Origin of the sequence: Bradyrhizobium sp. HKCCYLRH2047, from assembly GCF_051168175.1 — a bacterium.
Lineage (GTDB): Bacteria > Pseudomonadota > Alphaproteobacteria > Rhizobiales > Xanthobacteraceae > Bradyrhizobium.
Map to the genome: position 1 here is coordinate 121,359 of NZ_JBNPUM010000014.1, position 14,023 is coordinate 135,381.

Consider the following 14,023-nt stretch of genomic DNA (forward strand, 5'->3'; position numbering starts at 1 on the left):
TTTTGGTGGCGATGATGCGCCTCGCAGCAGACCCGGCTGCGACCAACCGGCGAGTAGTAGACCTCATTCGTCAACCAAGGAGATAATGCGCGAAAATCGGCCGTGCCTCACGATCGCCGTGTGGCCGGCAACGGAGGAATTTGGGGCATGCGGGTCGCGGTGTTGAGTTGCGTCGTTGCGGCGGGATTGAGTCTGGCGGCACCTTTGCTGCCAGCCATGGCACAGACGGCGCGGACCGGAAGGCCGGCGGCGGCGACGGCCGTCGCGGCCGGCGAAGGCGGCAAGCTGCAGGAGTCCAACGAATGGACGGTCGGCATCGCCGGCGGCCTGCTCGAAGGCACCAACATCCGCTTCGCCGCCGAGATGGCCAAGGTGCTCGACGACCGGCCGAACCTGCGCGTGCTGCCGATGGTGACCTACGGCGCGCTGGGGAACATCGAGGACCTGCTCTATCTGCGCGGCGTCGACGTCACGATCACCTCGGCCGACGTGCTCGACGAGTTCGTCCGCAACGGCACGCTCGCCAACATCAAGAGCCGGATCCGCTACATCTGCTCGTTCTACATCAACGAGATGCATGTCTATGTCCGCCCGGAGATCAGGACGCTGGAGGATCTCGCCGGCAAGAAGGTCTCCTTCAACACCGTGGGCAGCGCCGCCAACCTCACCGGCGGCATCGTGTTCGACCGGCTCAAGATCGGCGCGGAGAAGGTGTTCATCAACAATTCGCTGGCGCTGGAGAAGATGCGCAGCGGCGAGATCGCCGGCGTCGTCCACGTCACCGGCAAGCCGACCGATCTGTTCGCCAAGTTCAAGCCCGAGCCGGGCTTCCACTTCCTGCCGATTCCGTTCGCGCGCAGCCTGCAGGACTACTACGTGCCGACCAAGCTGACCTCGCAGGACTATCCCAATCTGCTCAAGCCCGGCGAGAGCGTCGAGACGATCGGCGTGCCGCAAGTCCTGGCGGTCTACAACTGGCCGCCGGAGACCGAACGCTACCGCCGCGTCGCGCGCTTCGTCGATTATCTGTTCAAGCGGTTCGACCAGTTCAAGCAGCCGCCGTTCCACCCGAAATGGAATGAGATCAACCTCGCCTCCTCACTGCCCGGCTGGACCCGCTTCCGCGCCGCGGAGGAGCTTCTGGCCAGCACGCGCCCGCCGCAGGCCGACGGCGCCGCCGTCAAGCAGCAGTTCGACGCGTGGATGAGCACGCGGGCGCCGACCGGCGGCCGGCGGATGAGCGAGGACGAGACCAGGGTCCTGTTCGAGCAGTTCCGCGACTGGATGAAACGGGACGGCAGCCAGCCGGCGCGATAGCGCTGCTGGTGGTGGCGTAGAGCATGATCCGGAAAAGTGGAAACCGGTTTTCCGAAAGGATCATGCTCAACAAAGAGAGGAGGCTACGACGCCGCCGGCTTGCCGCGCAGCGCTGCCGGCGTGTCCGGCTGCGCCAGCGGATGGGCGGAGGCGAAGGCCGGCAGCGCCATCGCCGCCTCGAACACGCGCTGCACCGTCGGCGTCGCGCCGAGGTCGAGGCCTTGATTACGCGCGAAGACGGCGTGGCCGGCGAGGCAGATGTCGGCCATCGTCGGCGCATCGCCATGGCAGAACCGGCCGGTCGCGGCATGGCCGGCGAGCTGGGCCTCGACTGCGGCCAGCATCTCCGCGGCCCAGTGCCTGAGCCAGGCCGCGCGCGCCGCGTCGTCCACGTGCAGCACCTCGGTGAGATAGCGCTGCACCCGCGGCGTCGTCAGCGGATGCGCATCGCAGGCGATCATCGCCGCCAGCGCCCGCACCCGCGCGCGCCCCTTGGCGTCGCCAGGCAGCAGCGCAGCGCCAGGACAGGCCTCGTCGAGATAATCGAGGATCGCCAGCGACTGCGTCAGCACCGTGCCGTCATCGAGCACCAGCGCCGGCAGCGCCATCTGCGGGTTGAGCGCGGCATAGCCGCCGCCACGATGCTGCTGCCGGTCGATATCGACCGCCACCTGCTCGTAGGCGACGCCCTTCAGGTTGAGCGCGATGCGGACGCGAAAGCTCGCGAGCGACCGCCAGAACGAATAGAGCTTCATACGGGCTCTCCTGGGCAGGCGGGTGAATGGCGATCAGTTCACGCTCGATAGAAAGCCTGCGAGGACCGTCCGACTCTGGCTGAGCGCCGCGATGCGTTGATCGATGAGGCCGACCTGCTGCGCCAGCACGCGTCGCAGATTGTCGCAAGGCCGGAAGTCCGGACGGGTGTTGCGCACGCACGGGAGCAACTGCTTGATCGTCTCGAGGGTCAACCCGGCGGCGCCGAGCAGTTTGATCCGGCGCACGGCTTCCTCGTCCGCCGGCCCGTAGTCGCGATAGCCGGACGCGGTCCGTTGCGGCGCAAGCAAGCCCTCGTCCTCGTAGTATCGCAGCATCCGGATGCTCACTCCCGTCCTCCGGGAGAGTTCGCCGATCTTCATCTGAAACCCTCTTGACCCTGACAGTGCTGTCAGACCTTACAGATCGTGCTCATGCAAGTGGAGTCCACTTGTGAAGGGAGCAACGATGAAAGCCTATCATTTGAAGGGCCATGCGGGCGCGGGTCGCCTGGTGCGCACCGAAATCATCAAGCCCGAACCCGCCAGCGGCGAGGTCCGCATCCGGGTCGAGGCGGCAAGTCTCAACTACCGCGACCTCCTGATCCTGGACCGAGCAGGTGAAGGCGGCTTCGACGGCCGCGTTCCGCTGTCCGACGGCGCAGGCGTCGTCGATGCCGTAGGCTCCGATGTCGATCGATGGCGCCCGGGCGACCGCGTGGCCGCATCGTTCTTTCGCGATTGGATCTCCGGGCCGTTCAAGGCGAGCTACGTTCCGTCGTCGCTGGGCGGCAGCACGATGGATGGCATGCTGGCGGAGTACGTGGTGCTGCCGGCAACGGCGCTGGTCGCGGTGCCGGCGCACCTGACGTCGATCGAAGCCGCGGCCCTGCCCTGTGCCGCCGTGACGGCCTGGCACGGCCTCGTCACCCGAGGCGGGATGGGCGAGGGCGCCACCTTGCTGGTCCAGGGAACCGGCGGCGTCGCCCTGTTCGGCCTTCAGTTCGCCACCGCGCTGGGCGCCCGCGCGATCGTCATCTCGTCCTCGGACGAGAAGCTCGCCCGCGCCAGGGCGCTCGGCGCCTCGATCCTCATCAACTACCGCGACACGCCCGATTGGGATGTCGCGGTGATGACAGCGACGGATGGCGAAGGCGCCAGTCATGTCCTCGAACTCGGCGGCCCCGGCACCTACGACCGCTCGCTGCGGTCGGTCGCGTCAGGTGGCAAGATCGTCCAGATCGGTGTCTTGACGGGGTTCGGCCCCAAGCCCGATCTCGCCCGCCTGCAGTGGGAGAACGCCGACATCATCGGCGTCACCGTCGGCTCGGTCGAACATTTCACGGCGATGAATCGCTTCCTGTCCGAACACGCGATCCACCCGATCGTCGATCGGATCTACGACTTTGATGACGCTCCCGAAGCGTTCGCCCATCTCCAAACCGCCTCGCACTTCGGCAAGATCGTTTTGAAACTATGAGCGAGAGGATGTGAGCGCTGCGCCGATCTGCGACGCCGGAAAGCGCATCGCCGCGGAGTTGCCACCTGCCGACAAAGACCGGCCGGAAATCTCTTCCGGTCAGCCTCAACCCAGGCGACAAACCGAGAGGGGGATCACGCTTCGCTGATCCGCACGCGCGTCCCTTGGCCCCCGGCCGGCAGCAACAACGGACGACTCTGATCCTGTCTCACTGTCCGCCCGCGATCACTCCGAGCCGGGCGTGAAATCCTGGTCGGCAACGCTGGCGGTCTGCGGCACCTTGATGACCACGGCGGCGCGATTGAGCGCCTGGTGGCACGAATTGCAGGCCGCCGTAAGGTCGGCATAGGAGCGCTCGAAACGGCCGATGTCCTTCTGCTTGATGGCCTGCGCCAGTTCGTCGAAAGGCTGCTGCGTCACGGCCGTCGTCATGTCGGCGAACGAATTGCCCTCGACCAGCGGCTGCGCCCGGCCGACGCGATTGAACGCGCCCTTGAGATTGCCGAGCTCATAGGCACTGAACGCCCAATTGCCGCTATGGCCGGCGATCCAAAGCCTGAGGTGGCGCGGCTGGATGGTCGCGATCATCAGGTCGCTGATGGTCGGGAGGTAGGCCGGCGCTGGGGGAGGTGTCGGCGTCTCCGCCTTGGGCGCAGCGACCCCGATGAGCGATGCAAGCCCGACGAGGCCAGCGGCTGTCACTGTAAGCCGCAGACGACGGCGGAGCTTCGTTGGATGCATCTTCGGTTCTCCTGAATTTAATTTAGAAGACTTCTAAAGAGCGACGTGCCTCACCGCCAATCGCAAACGCTGATCGCAGCGATCAGAAAAGTTTGATGCCGCCCGCCGTGCCACCCGCACGATACGGCCACATTGCTTTGCGCGACGCGCGCAGCCGTCCCACGCGCGAGCGCGGAGCTCTACCGGGTGAACCCGAAAACCTGAATTTCGATTTGACGAAATATTCCTCTTTCATTTTTTCCGAAATCATGTATATCTCTCCCCGTCCTGCTTCCGCCGGAGGGGCGTGTCGCGACCGTCACGAGACGTGGGAGGTGGGATGCGATGGGCGCAGCGAATCGCAGCGTGGCCTCGTGCCGCGCGGACGAACGGTTGGTTGCGCACGGCGAAATCGTGCGGTCCTGATACCCCGACGCTGGTATCAACTTACGACGAAGCTTTGCTTCGCGTGGGGATGGTGGCCAACAAGCCCGGCGCACCAGGGAGACCACGTATAAGCCGTTCCAACCGTCGCGCAGGGAAGGCCGGGTGATTCGGCCAGACCTGTGGTGACTGCCGCCTGCTTTTTTTCTGCAGGCGGGCCACGGGCGCGGCCAGCGCCCGGCCTTCCCTGCGCCCTCCATCTGTTTCGAGGGCGGACCTGACGCACAGCTCGGGCGCGATGCGCCGCGAGACCGCGGGCGCTCGCCGACCAGTCCGATCAACAGCCATGCCGATCAAGGAGGCCGGCCGATGTCGTCCAGCTTTCGCCCGCCCGGTTCGCTGCCCCTGCCCGCAACCTTTTGTTAACCGCCATTAACCGAACGCTAACCATACACCGGGCAAAAATTGCCGGGTGGAACGTGCGTGTCGTGGGCGGGTGCAGTTGACGGAGGAGAGCTTCCGTGGACGCCGGCGCGGTACCTCAGGTTCGGAACGGCGGCCCATCGGCCGCCGCGCAGTCGTTTGGGGCCGGCAGACGCGGCCCGCGGGAAGGGGCGAAAGCCATGGTCGACGTCACGGCGGGTCAAGGCGCGGGGTCTCCGGCCGGCGGGTTCTCATTCGCTGACCTCAAGACAGCAGTCCTGCGCGGCGACATCGCGCTGGCGCTCGGCATCCTCACCATCCTGGTGGTGCTGATCCTGCCGCTGCCCTCGCTGGTGCTCGATCTTTTCCTGGCGATCTCGATCACCCTGTCGATCCTGATCCTGATGACCGCCCTGTTCATCCAGGCGCCGCTGGAATTCTCGTCCTTCCCGACCATCCTGCTGATCTCGACGATGCTGCGGCTGTCGCTCAACCTGGCCTCGACCCGGCTGATCCTGTCGCGCGGCCACGAGGGCACCGATGCCGCCGGCCACGTCATCGAGGCGTTCGGCAACTTCGTGATGGGCGGCAATTTCGTCATCGGCATCATCGTGTTCGCGATCCTGGTGACGGTGAACTTCGTCGTCATCACCAAGGGTTCGGGCCGCATCGCCGAAGTCGCGGCGCGCTTCCACCTCGACTCGATGCCCGGCAAGCAGATGGCGATCGACGCCGACCTCTCCGCCGGCCTGATCGACGAGAAGGTCGCCAAGGTCAGGCGCAAGGAGCTGGAGGACGAAAGCGGCTTCTTCGGCGCCATGGACGGTGCGTCGAAGTTCGTCCGCGGCGACGCGGTCGCCGGCCTGCTCGTCGTCTTCATCAACATCATCGGCGGCATCATCATCGGCGTCGCCCAGCAGGGCCTGGGTTTTGCCGAGGCCGCCCGCACCTACACCACGCTGACCGTCGGCGACGGCCTCGTCACCCAGGTGCCGGCGCTGATCGTCTCGACCGCCGCAGGCCTGCTGGTCTCCAAGGCCGGCGTCAGCGGCGCCGCCGACAAGGCGCTGATCAAGCAGTTCTCCGGCTATCCGCAGGCGCTCGGCATGTCCGCCGCGGTCATGCTGGTGCTGGCGGCGCTGCCGGGCATCCCGACCATTCCGTTCCTGGCGCTCGGCGGCGGCGCCGCCGCGCTCGCGTTCAAGGCGCGCAAGCAGAAGCAGGTGGCCAAGGCGGAGGAAGCCGCCGCAGAAGCTGCGGCCCCTGCCGCCGCCGCCGCAGCAGCCGCGGCCGCCGAAGAGCCGATCTCCGCCGCGCTCAAGATCGACGACCTCAAGATCGAGCTCGGCTATGCGCTGCTGCCGCTGGTCAACGCGCCCGACGGCACCGACCGCCTCACCGACCAGATCAAGGCGCTGCGCCGCTCGCTGGCAATCGAAATGGGCTTCGTGATGCCGTCGGTGCGCATCCTCGACAACGTCCAGCTCGAGGCCAACACCTACATCATCAAGATCAAGGAGGTCGACGCCGGCTCCGGCAAGATCTGGCCGAGCCAGTTCATGGTCATGGACCCCGGCGGCAACCAGGTCGCGGTGCCCGGCATCCACACCACCGAGCCGACCTTCGGCCTGCCCGCCACCTGGGTCGACGCCGGCCTGAAGGAAGAGGCGACGCTCAAGGGCTACACGGTGGTGGACGCGGCGACCGTGCTGTCGACGCACCTGACCGAGCTGCTCAAGGCCAATATGAGCGATCTCTTGTCCTACGGCGAGGTGCAGAAGCTCCTGAAGGAGCTGCCGAAGGAGCAGAGCGAGCTGGTCAAGGACATCGTGCCGACGCAGATCACGATCTCCGGCATCCAGCGCGTGCTGCAACTGCTGCTGTCGGAGCGGATCTCGATCCGTGATCTCTCGACCATCCTCGAAGGCATCGCCGACGCGCTCGCCTTCTCGCGCAACCCGGCCACGATCGTCGAGCATGTCCGCGCCCGCTTGGCACGCCAGATCTGCGCGCAGAACACCTCGCCGATGGGCTACCTGCCGCTGATCGCGCTGTCGGCGAAATGGGAGCAGGCGTTCGCGGAATCGCTGATCGGCCAGGGCGAGGAGCGCAGCCTCGCGATGCAGCCGTCGAAACTGTCGGAGTTCATGACCGCCACGCGCGACGCCTTCGAGCGCGCCGCACGCGAAGGAGAGTCGCCGGTGCTGGTGACGTCGGCGGCGATCCGGCCCTTCGTCCGCTCGCTGGTCGAGCGCTTCCGCGCCCAAACCACGGTGCTGTCGCAGGCGGAGATTCATCCGCGGGCGCGGCTGAAGACGGTGGGCAGCGTGTGACGGAACCGAGGATTCCCGAGCGCGTTTCATCCGGGGAGCCGGCGCTAGGCGCCGGCTTGTGCCGTTTTTACCGGCAGGACCACCCCTTGCTTTACCGCCACAGGCAAACGTTTTCTTAATTTTGCGTTAGGTGGCCGAAGTTTCATCCGTACACCGCACAACAATTTAAATTATTGATATAGCTATAAAAAGTGACATTTCAGCGATTTTCGATCGCGAGACATCACGCATTATCACACACTTGTGATGCGGCCTATGAAACAGAATTGAGGTTTCCTACGTTAGTTGACGCGAGACGATGAACCGGAACGCTCCCGGTTCACACGAATCAGCGAAGGACGGAAGACGGCAGGAGGCTTCCATGAACCACTCGATTTACAGCGCGGATCGGACGACCCACCTCAAGATCGTGGTGGTTGCGCTCGTGGCTGGCATCGCGGTGGCCGGCCTCGGCATCTCGGCCCGTCTCAACGCGGAGCCGAACTACACGCAGACGGCAAAGGTCATCAAGGCCGGCAAGCCGATTGCGGTGACGAGCTCGGAGACGTCGCTGGTTCGCTGACAGGAATTCCCGGAATTCACGCGGTTCTCACAGCCCCCCAACTGGCCGCGTGGATATGTAGTAGACCCAACCCCAAGTCGACTACTGAAAACGCCCGCTCCCCACGGGCGTTTTCTTTTTGGCCGCTTGCCTCAACGCGCCGGCGGCACGGTCTCGATCAGCTTGCCGGTAAACACGATCGGCCCGGTCGCCTGCCCGGTCGGCGACCCGCCCTCCGGCTCGACCGTGACCGCGTAGGTCGCGCGACTCACTGTGTCCGCGTCGTAGGACGAGAGAACGGGACGGCTGGTGAAGTCGCTGCCGCCGATCACGCCGAGCGAGCGCGGCTTCTGCAGCTTGTCGGACACGAGCCACAACTCGAAGCTCTTGCCCGGCTCCGGCGCGGCGCCGACCCGGCGCACGGTGTAGCTCTTGCTGGCGGCATCTACGGTCAAAATGAACGCCGGCGACGCCGCGTCCTTTTGCAGGAGGGCAACGAACTGGGCCGAGGGCTGCACGGCCGGCACCTTGACCTCGACGGTCTGGATCCGCGGCTTCGGCTGCAATGGCCGCGGCAGCAGGTCGGGGCGGTAAACCTGGACACCCACCAGCGCGAGCAGCACGGCGGCGATCGCGGTCATGATGTTGGCGACCGCGCGCAACTGCCGGACCTTGGACGAGAGGCGAACGATGTTCGCGTCGTCGTTCGCAACCTCGTCCGTCGCAGGCGCATTTCGCTGGGCTGCGATGGCCGGGGCTTCGACACCGATGTCTCGCGGAGCGACCTGAATCGCGGGAGCGCCGATCTTCGCGGCTTCGACGGTTGGCGCCTCGAGCTTGGGTACATCGGCCGGCGGAGCTTCGGCGACGAGCGCTGGAGCCTCGGCAGTTTCCGGCTCCGGCGGAGCGACGACGACCGGAACCTCGGCAACCGCCGCAGGCTCGGCCGCGGCGTTCGCGCGCAACTGCGCGATCTCGGCCTTGATGCGCTCCCACAGCTCGGGGCGCGGCTCGACCAGCCCGACCATCTGGTTGAGCGGACCGAGACGGAATTCCCACGCCTGGACCAGCGCGACAAAATCGGTGTCGACCGCCATCATGGTCTCGACCTGCGCCCGTTCGGCGGCGTCGAGCGTCCCGAGCGCATATTCCGCCGCCAGCGCGATATGGTCTTCGCTATACGCCATCACAGGTCCAGATCACGTCACCTACAAGATCTCTCGCCGGCTCGAACAGCACCTCATCCGAGACCGAGACATTGGCGGATGTCCATCATGCTCCGCCGCAGCCAGGTCTTCACCGTGTTCACCGGCGCCTCGAACTTGGTCGCCAATTGCTCGCGGCTCCAGCCGTTGTAGTAGGCAAGCAGCACGAGCTTCTGGCGGTCGGGCTCGAGCTGGCCGACGCATTCCAAAAGACGCTTGAGCTCCTCCGACATCTCGCGGCGCGCCAGCGGGTCCGGCGTCTCGGCAGCCACCTCGAGCGCGGAGGGCTCATCCTCCAACGACAGCTCGCCGCGCTTGCGCACCAGATCGATGGCGCGGTTGCGGGCGATGGCGGCCATCCAGGTGATCGGGGAAGACACGGCCGGGTTGAACTGCGCGGCGTTGTTCCAGACCTTCACATAGGTCTCCTGGACGACCTCCTCGGCGAGGTCCTGTCGGTGCAAGATACGGAGCACGACGCCATAGAGTTTCGCGCGCGTCGCCGCGTAGAGGCGCTCGAAGGCGGCCTCGTCCCCTTTGGCAACAGCGGCAAGCAACCAGACCAGCTCTGCCGGCGTCAGCATTCAGCGTCCCCGAAAATCGCCCCACTCCCTCGTTCGAGCCTACGTCCTCCCGTAGCACAAGTCCTGGGCAACTCTCCACCGGGGCGGGCGCGACGAAAAACCCGGACCTCGCGGCCCGGGTTTTCGAAAGCTCAAGCCGTGACGGCGACAGGCTCAGGCGATGACGCCGAGCCGGGCGCGCATCAGGCCGATCGAGTCCATGTCCGCCTGCTCGCGGGCGCTCTCCTCGGCCTTCTCGCGGGCCTGGTCACGCTCGTCGAGCAGCTCGACCTTCTTCATCTCCTCGAACGCCTCGGACAACGCGGCCTTGGCGTCCTCGAGCTGGGTGCGCAGCTCGTCGGCCGAGCGCGTCAGGTTTTCCCGGCGCTGGATCGCGGCCTTGGCGTAGGTCGGATAGGCAAAATGGGTCGGGTCGTTGATGCCGGCCCGCTCCTGCTCGGTCTGGATCTCCCGCTCGAGCTCGGCCGACATGCGCTGGAAGTCAGCGATCATGCCCTCGATCTGCGTCACCCGGCGGCGTTTCTCATCCACCTGAAATTTCTTCAGACGGATCAGCGTTTCGCGCGACTTCATCGACTCATACTCCCCAGAAGTCCCGTATACGGCGCGGGACAGGGCCGGCCGCCCGTGCTGGGCTCGCCGACTAGGCTCGTTACATGGAGGGGATGATTACCCGACAAAGTTAGCTTTCCGTTTCCAAGCGCCCCAGGATCTGTTCCAGCTCCCGATACCCGCTCTGCAGCGTCGAGACCTCGTCCTTGCGCTGGCGCAGGAACGCCTCCAGCGGCTCGTGCAGCCGGATCGCCTCGTCGACCTCCGGGCTGGAACCGGCGCGATAGGCGCCGAGCCGGATCAGCTCCTCCATGTCGGCATAGGTCGCCATCACCTGGCGCGCCCGCATGATCGTCGGCAAGAATACGGGGTCGGCCGATTTCGGCATCGTCCGCGACACCGATTTCAGGACGTTGATCGCCGGATAGCGGCCGCGTTCGGCGATCGAACGCTGCATCACGACGTGGCCGTCGAGAATGCCGCGCACCGCATCCGCCACCGGCTCGTTGTGATCGTCGCCATCGACCAGCACCGTGAAGATCCCGGTGATGGTGCCCTCGCCGCTCCCTGGCCCCGCCCGCTCGAGCAGTTTCGGCAGCTCGGTGAACACGGTCGGCGTGTAGCCCTTCGCGGTCGGCGGTTCGCCGGCCGACAGCCCGATCTCGCGCTGCGCCATCGCAAAGCGCGTGACCGAGTCCATCAGACAAAGAACATCCTTGCCCTCGTCGCGGAAATATTCGGAGATCGCGAGCGTCAGATACGCCGCCTGCCGTCGCATCAGCGCCGGCTCGTCGGAGGTCGCGACCACCACGACGGAGCGCGCGAGGCCCTCATCGCCGAGATCGTCCTGCAGGAACTCCTGCACCTCACGGCCGCGCTCGCCGATCAGTCCGATCACCGACACCGCCGCATCGACGTTGCGCGCCAGCATCGACAGCAGCACCGATTTGCCGACGCCGGAGCCGGCGAAGATGCCGAGCCGCTGGCCGCGGCAACAGGTGAGAAAGGTGTTGAGTGCGCGAACGCCGAGATCGAGCGGCGCACCGACACGCCGTCGCGAATGCGCCGGTGGCGGATTGTTCCGATAGGGAACCGGCGAGGCGCCCTGCGGCAGCGGCCCCTTGCCGTCGATCGGCTCGCCCATCGCATTGATGACGCGGCCGAGCCAGGCCGGCGACGGCCGCACCTGATTGGCGGCATTGGCGATCACGGCACGGCAGCCGCGGCGCACGCCCTCCAGCCCGGCGAACGGCATCACCACAGCGTTCTTGCCGGAGAACCCGATCACTTCGGCAGGGATGTAATTGTTGCCGGTCTCGATCACGATGCGCGCGCCGACCGACATCGCATGAATCGGCCCGGCGATCTCCACCATGAGTCCCTTCACGCCGACGACACGCCCATAGGTGTTCACGGCGTCGATGTCGCTGATCTGCTCGGCCAGAGCCTTCATTGCGGAAGAGCCTTCATTGCCAAAGCGCCTTTATTGCGAGAGAGAGGGCATTGCACCAGAGCCTTCATTGCGAAAACCTTAAGTAGGGGCAGATTCGCGTCGTCGGTTTAACTCTGTGTTTACTCGCATCATTAATCATTACGTCATGGTCTGGAGTGACTGACGTGCTTCGCTTTGCCGCCCTCAAAAAGCGGTGAGATCCGAGAGTCGGTTAGGTCCATCTCTTAACATGGAGCTTGAACGAGAGCGGCTAAGAAAAACTGCTTCATCGCAACACCTTACGGCGATTCGATAAAAATTGCACGGATAGAGCTTGCGGAGGGGAATCAGGATTTGTTAACCATCTCTCGTCAGGATCCGAATCAGTTGTTCAAAGGCGTTTTGAGTGCCGCAGATGGCGGCCGACCTGACGCCCGGAGCGGCGACTATGGGGAACTGGCATGCGCGTTTTGCTGATTGAGGATGACAGCGCCGTCGCGCAGTCGATCGAACTGATGTTGAAGTCCGAAAGCTTCAATGTCTACACGACTGACCTGGGCGAGGAAGGCGTCGACCTCGGCAAGTTGTACGACTACGACATCATCCTTCTCGACCTCAATCTGCCCGACATGTCCGGTTACGACGTGCTCAAGCAGCTGCGCGTGTCGAAGATCAAGACGCCGATCCTCATCCTGTCCGGCCTCGCCGGCATCGAGGACAAGGTCAAGGGTCTCGGCTTCGGCGCCGACGACTACATGACCAAGCCGTTCCACAAGGACGAGCTGATCGCCCGCATCCACGCGATCGTCCGCCGTTCCAAGGGCCACGCCCAGTCGGTCATCCAGACCGGCGACCTCGTCGTCAACCTCGACACCAAGACGGTCGAAGTCGGCGGCCAGCGCGTGCACCTGACCGGCAAGGAATACCAGATGCTGGAGCTGCTTTCGCTCCGCAAGGGCACCACCCTCACCAAGGAGATGTTCCTCAACCATCTCTACGGCGGCATGGACGAGCCCGAGCTGAAGATCATCGACGTCTTCATCTGCAAGCTGCGCAAGAAGCTGGCCAACGCCTCCGAGGGCCGCAACTTCATCGAGACCGTCTGGGGCCGCGGCTACGTGCTGCGCGAGCCGCACGACATGGACGAGCGCATCCCCGCCTGATCTTTCACTGGGTCCTCCGGCAGGCCTCACGGCTTGCTCCTCCCAGACTGGGCCCCGCCGCAAATGGCGGGGTTTTTGTTTGTGGGGGTGGTTGTTCATGGAGCGGGCGCCTCCGACGGAACGAGCGCCTCGCGCCTGGCAATCGGCGATGGAGCCAAGCTCTCGCCACGCGCCCGCTGCGCTCCCCTCCCCCTTGCGGGGAGGGCGATCGCATTTGGTGAAAGAGGCAGGGCGCGCAGTCTTTCCGCGACCATCCTTCGAGACGCCCGCCTTCGGCGGGCTCCTCAGGATGAGGGCCTTCTCCGCCGCAAAGCTGTTGATCCTCATGGTGAGGAGCGTCGCTCTTGCGACGCGTCTCGAACCATGAGGCCATGAAAAGGTCCACCCAGGAAAACCATATGCGATCGCCCTGCCGCAAGGGGGAGGGGAGCGCGCCGCGCTCGCACGCCTCAAACGACCGGACACGGCCGCCCTCGCCTTTCATCAGGCAAAGGGCGCCTGGTCCCCGTGCGCCATCGCCCGCCATCGATCTCTCCAAAATCCATCATCCCATGTCATCATCCCATGTCATCGCGATCTCGCAGCGCCCCGCGCCCGAGTGATGTGCCATTCTCACCGCCCTCTACCTAACTGAGGGCGCAGGGAAGGCCGGGCGCTGGCCGCGCCCGTGGCCCGCCTGCAGAAAAGAAAGCAGGCGGCAGTCACCACAGGTCTGGCCGTAACACCCGGCCCTCCCCGCGCGATGGCTTTACGATTTATACGCGATCTCCCTGGGGACCGGCTGTCTTGCCCCCATCACCCGCAGGCAGCGCTTGACCGCAACGCCCACGCGCTTGGCCTCAGCACCGGGAGGCCAGGACCACGCGATTTCACCGTGCGCCGGGGATCGTTCGTCGGCACGGCCAAGCCATGCTGCGATCTCCAACGCCCATCGCATCCCACACCCGACGTCCGTGACGACCGCGAAGCGTCCCCTCGTTGGGGCGGGACGGGGCGAGTAAAACACAAATTCTGCAAAAGCGAAAGAAGAATTTTTGAGAAACCGAAATTCGTCCGGTCGAGCACGAAATGACAGGCTTGCGTTGGGGTCAGCGCAGACCGCAAGCCGTGTCCGCGAAAGTTTCCTGCCGGTTTTCG

Annotated in this window: 13 protein-coding genes; 5 read left to right on the top strand and 8 right to left on the bottom strand. The window is 65.2% G+C overall.

Annotated features, from left to right (window positions below):
* The first annotated feature begins 147 nt into the window (after positions 1 to 147).
* Positions 148 to 1,317: a TAXI family TRAP transporter solute-binding subunit gene (locus tag ACQR1D_RS27575; RefSeq protein ID WP_316237624.1), complete on the top strand. Its 1,170-nt coding sequence runs from the start codon at positions 148 to 150 to the stop codon at positions 1,315 to 1,317.
* An 83-nt stretch (positions 1,318 to 1,400) separates the two neighbouring features.
* Here ACQR1D_RS27575 and maiA read toward each other — a convergent pair whose 3' ends face one another.
* Complete coding sequence (gene maiA / locus ACQR1D_RS27580; RefSeq protein ID WP_434881241.1) at positions 1,401 to 2,072, bottom strand: maleylacetoacetate isomerase; 672 nt, start codon at positions 2,070 to 2,072, stop codon at positions 1,401 to 1,403.
* A gap of 33 nt (positions 2,073 to 2,105) precedes the next feature.
* A complete protein-coding gene (locus ACQR1D_RS27585) occupies positions 2,106 to 2,453 on the bottom strand; it encodes a MerR family transcriptional regulator (RefSeq protein WP_316177507.1) in 348 nt (115 codons plus the stop codon).
* An 85-nt stretch (positions 2,454 to 2,538) separates the two neighbouring features.
* Between ACQR1D_RS27585 and ACQR1D_RS27590 the strand changes: the two genes are divergently transcribed.
* Positions 2,539 to 3,549 (top strand): zinc-dependent alcohol dehydrogenase family protein, encoded by a 1,011-nt coding sequence (locus ACQR1D_RS27590; protein WP_434894177.1) that lies wholly within the window; start codon positions 2,539 to 2,541, stop codon positions 3,547 to 3,549.
* Between the two features lie 225 nt (positions 3,550 to 3,774).
* On the opposite strand, the gene ACQR1D_RS27595 is transcribed toward ACQR1D_RS27590, so the two are convergent.
* Together ACQR1D_RS27595 and ACQR1D_RS27600 are read right to left on the bottom strand one after the other, a co-directional pair.
* Positions 3,775 to 4,290 (bottom strand): cytochrome family protein, encoded by a 516-nt coding sequence (locus ACQR1D_RS27595; protein WP_315803236.1) that lies wholly within the window; start codon positions 4,288 to 4,290, stop codon positions 3,775 to 3,777.
* An 82-nt stretch (positions 4,291 to 4,372) separates the two neighbouring features.
* Complete coding sequence (locus ACQR1D_RS27600) at positions 4,373 to 4,540, bottom strand: hypothetical protein (protein ID WP_315803235.1); 168 nt, start codon at positions 4,538 to 4,540, stop codon at positions 4,373 to 4,375.
* A gap of 736 nt (positions 4,541 to 5,276) precedes the next feature.
* Between ACQR1D_RS27600 and flhA the strand changes: the two genes are divergently transcribed.
* Positions 5,277 to 7,409, top strand: a complete 2,133-nt coding sequence (gene flhA / locus ACQR1D_RS27605; RefSeq protein WP_315803234.1) for a flagellar biosynthesis protein FlhA — start codon at positions 5,277 to 5,279, stop codon at positions 7,407 to 7,409.
* Positions 7,410 to 7,770: 361 nt separating this feature from the next.
* On the top strand, positions 7,771 to 7,971 hold the full coding sequence (locus ACQR1D_RS27610; protein WP_315803233.1) for a hypothetical protein: 201 nt from the start codon (positions 7,771 to 7,773) through the stop codon (positions 7,969 to 7,971).
* A 131-nt stretch (positions 7,972 to 8,102) separates the two neighbouring features.
* Here ACQR1D_RS27610 and ACQR1D_RS27615 read toward each other — a convergent pair whose 3' ends face one another.
* The 4 genes from ACQR1D_RS27615 to fliI all read right to left on the bottom strand — a co-directional run bounded on the left by ACQR1D_RS27615 (position 8,103) and on the right by fliI (position 11,744).
* The gene (locus ACQR1D_RS27615) at positions 8,103 to 9,137 is read right to left on the bottom strand and encodes an anti-sigma factor (protein ID WP_434894176.1); all 1,035 of its coding nucleotides are present in this window, start codon (positions 9,135 to 9,137) and stop codon (positions 8,103 to 8,105) included.
* Positions 9,138 to 9,190: 53 nt separating this feature from the next.
* Complete coding sequence (locus tag ACQR1D_RS27620; RefSeq protein ID WP_315714037.1) at positions 9,191 to 9,739, bottom strand: sigma-70 family RNA polymerase sigma factor; 549 nt, start codon at positions 9,737 to 9,739, stop codon at positions 9,191 to 9,193.
* Positions 9,740 to 9,892: 153 nt separating this feature from the next.
* Positions 9,893 to 10,312 carry a flagellar export protein FliJ gene (gene fliJ, locus ACQR1D_RS27625; protein ID WP_315714036.1) on the bottom strand — a complete coding sequence of 140 codons (420 nt, stop codon included), beginning with the start codon at positions 10,310 to 10,312 and terminating at the stop codon, positions 9,893 to 9,895.
* 109 nt (positions 10,313 to 10,421) lie between these two features.
* Positions 10,422 to 11,744, bottom strand: coding sequence for a flagellar protein export ATPase FliI (fliI, locus tag ACQR1D_RS27630; protein ID WP_315803231.1), 1,323 nt, complete (start codon positions 11,742 to 11,744; stop codon positions 10,422 to 10,424).
* Positions 11,745 to 12,184: 440 nt separating this feature from the next.
* Between fliI and ctrA the strand changes: the two genes are divergently transcribed.
* Positions 12,185 to 12,886 (top strand): response regulator transcription factor CtrA, encoded by a 702-nt coding sequence (gene ctrA, locus ACQR1D_RS27635; RefSeq protein ID WP_012046382.1) that lies wholly within the window; start codon positions 12,185 to 12,187, stop codon positions 12,884 to 12,886.
* Positions 12,887 to 14,023 lie beyond the last annotated feature (1,137 nt).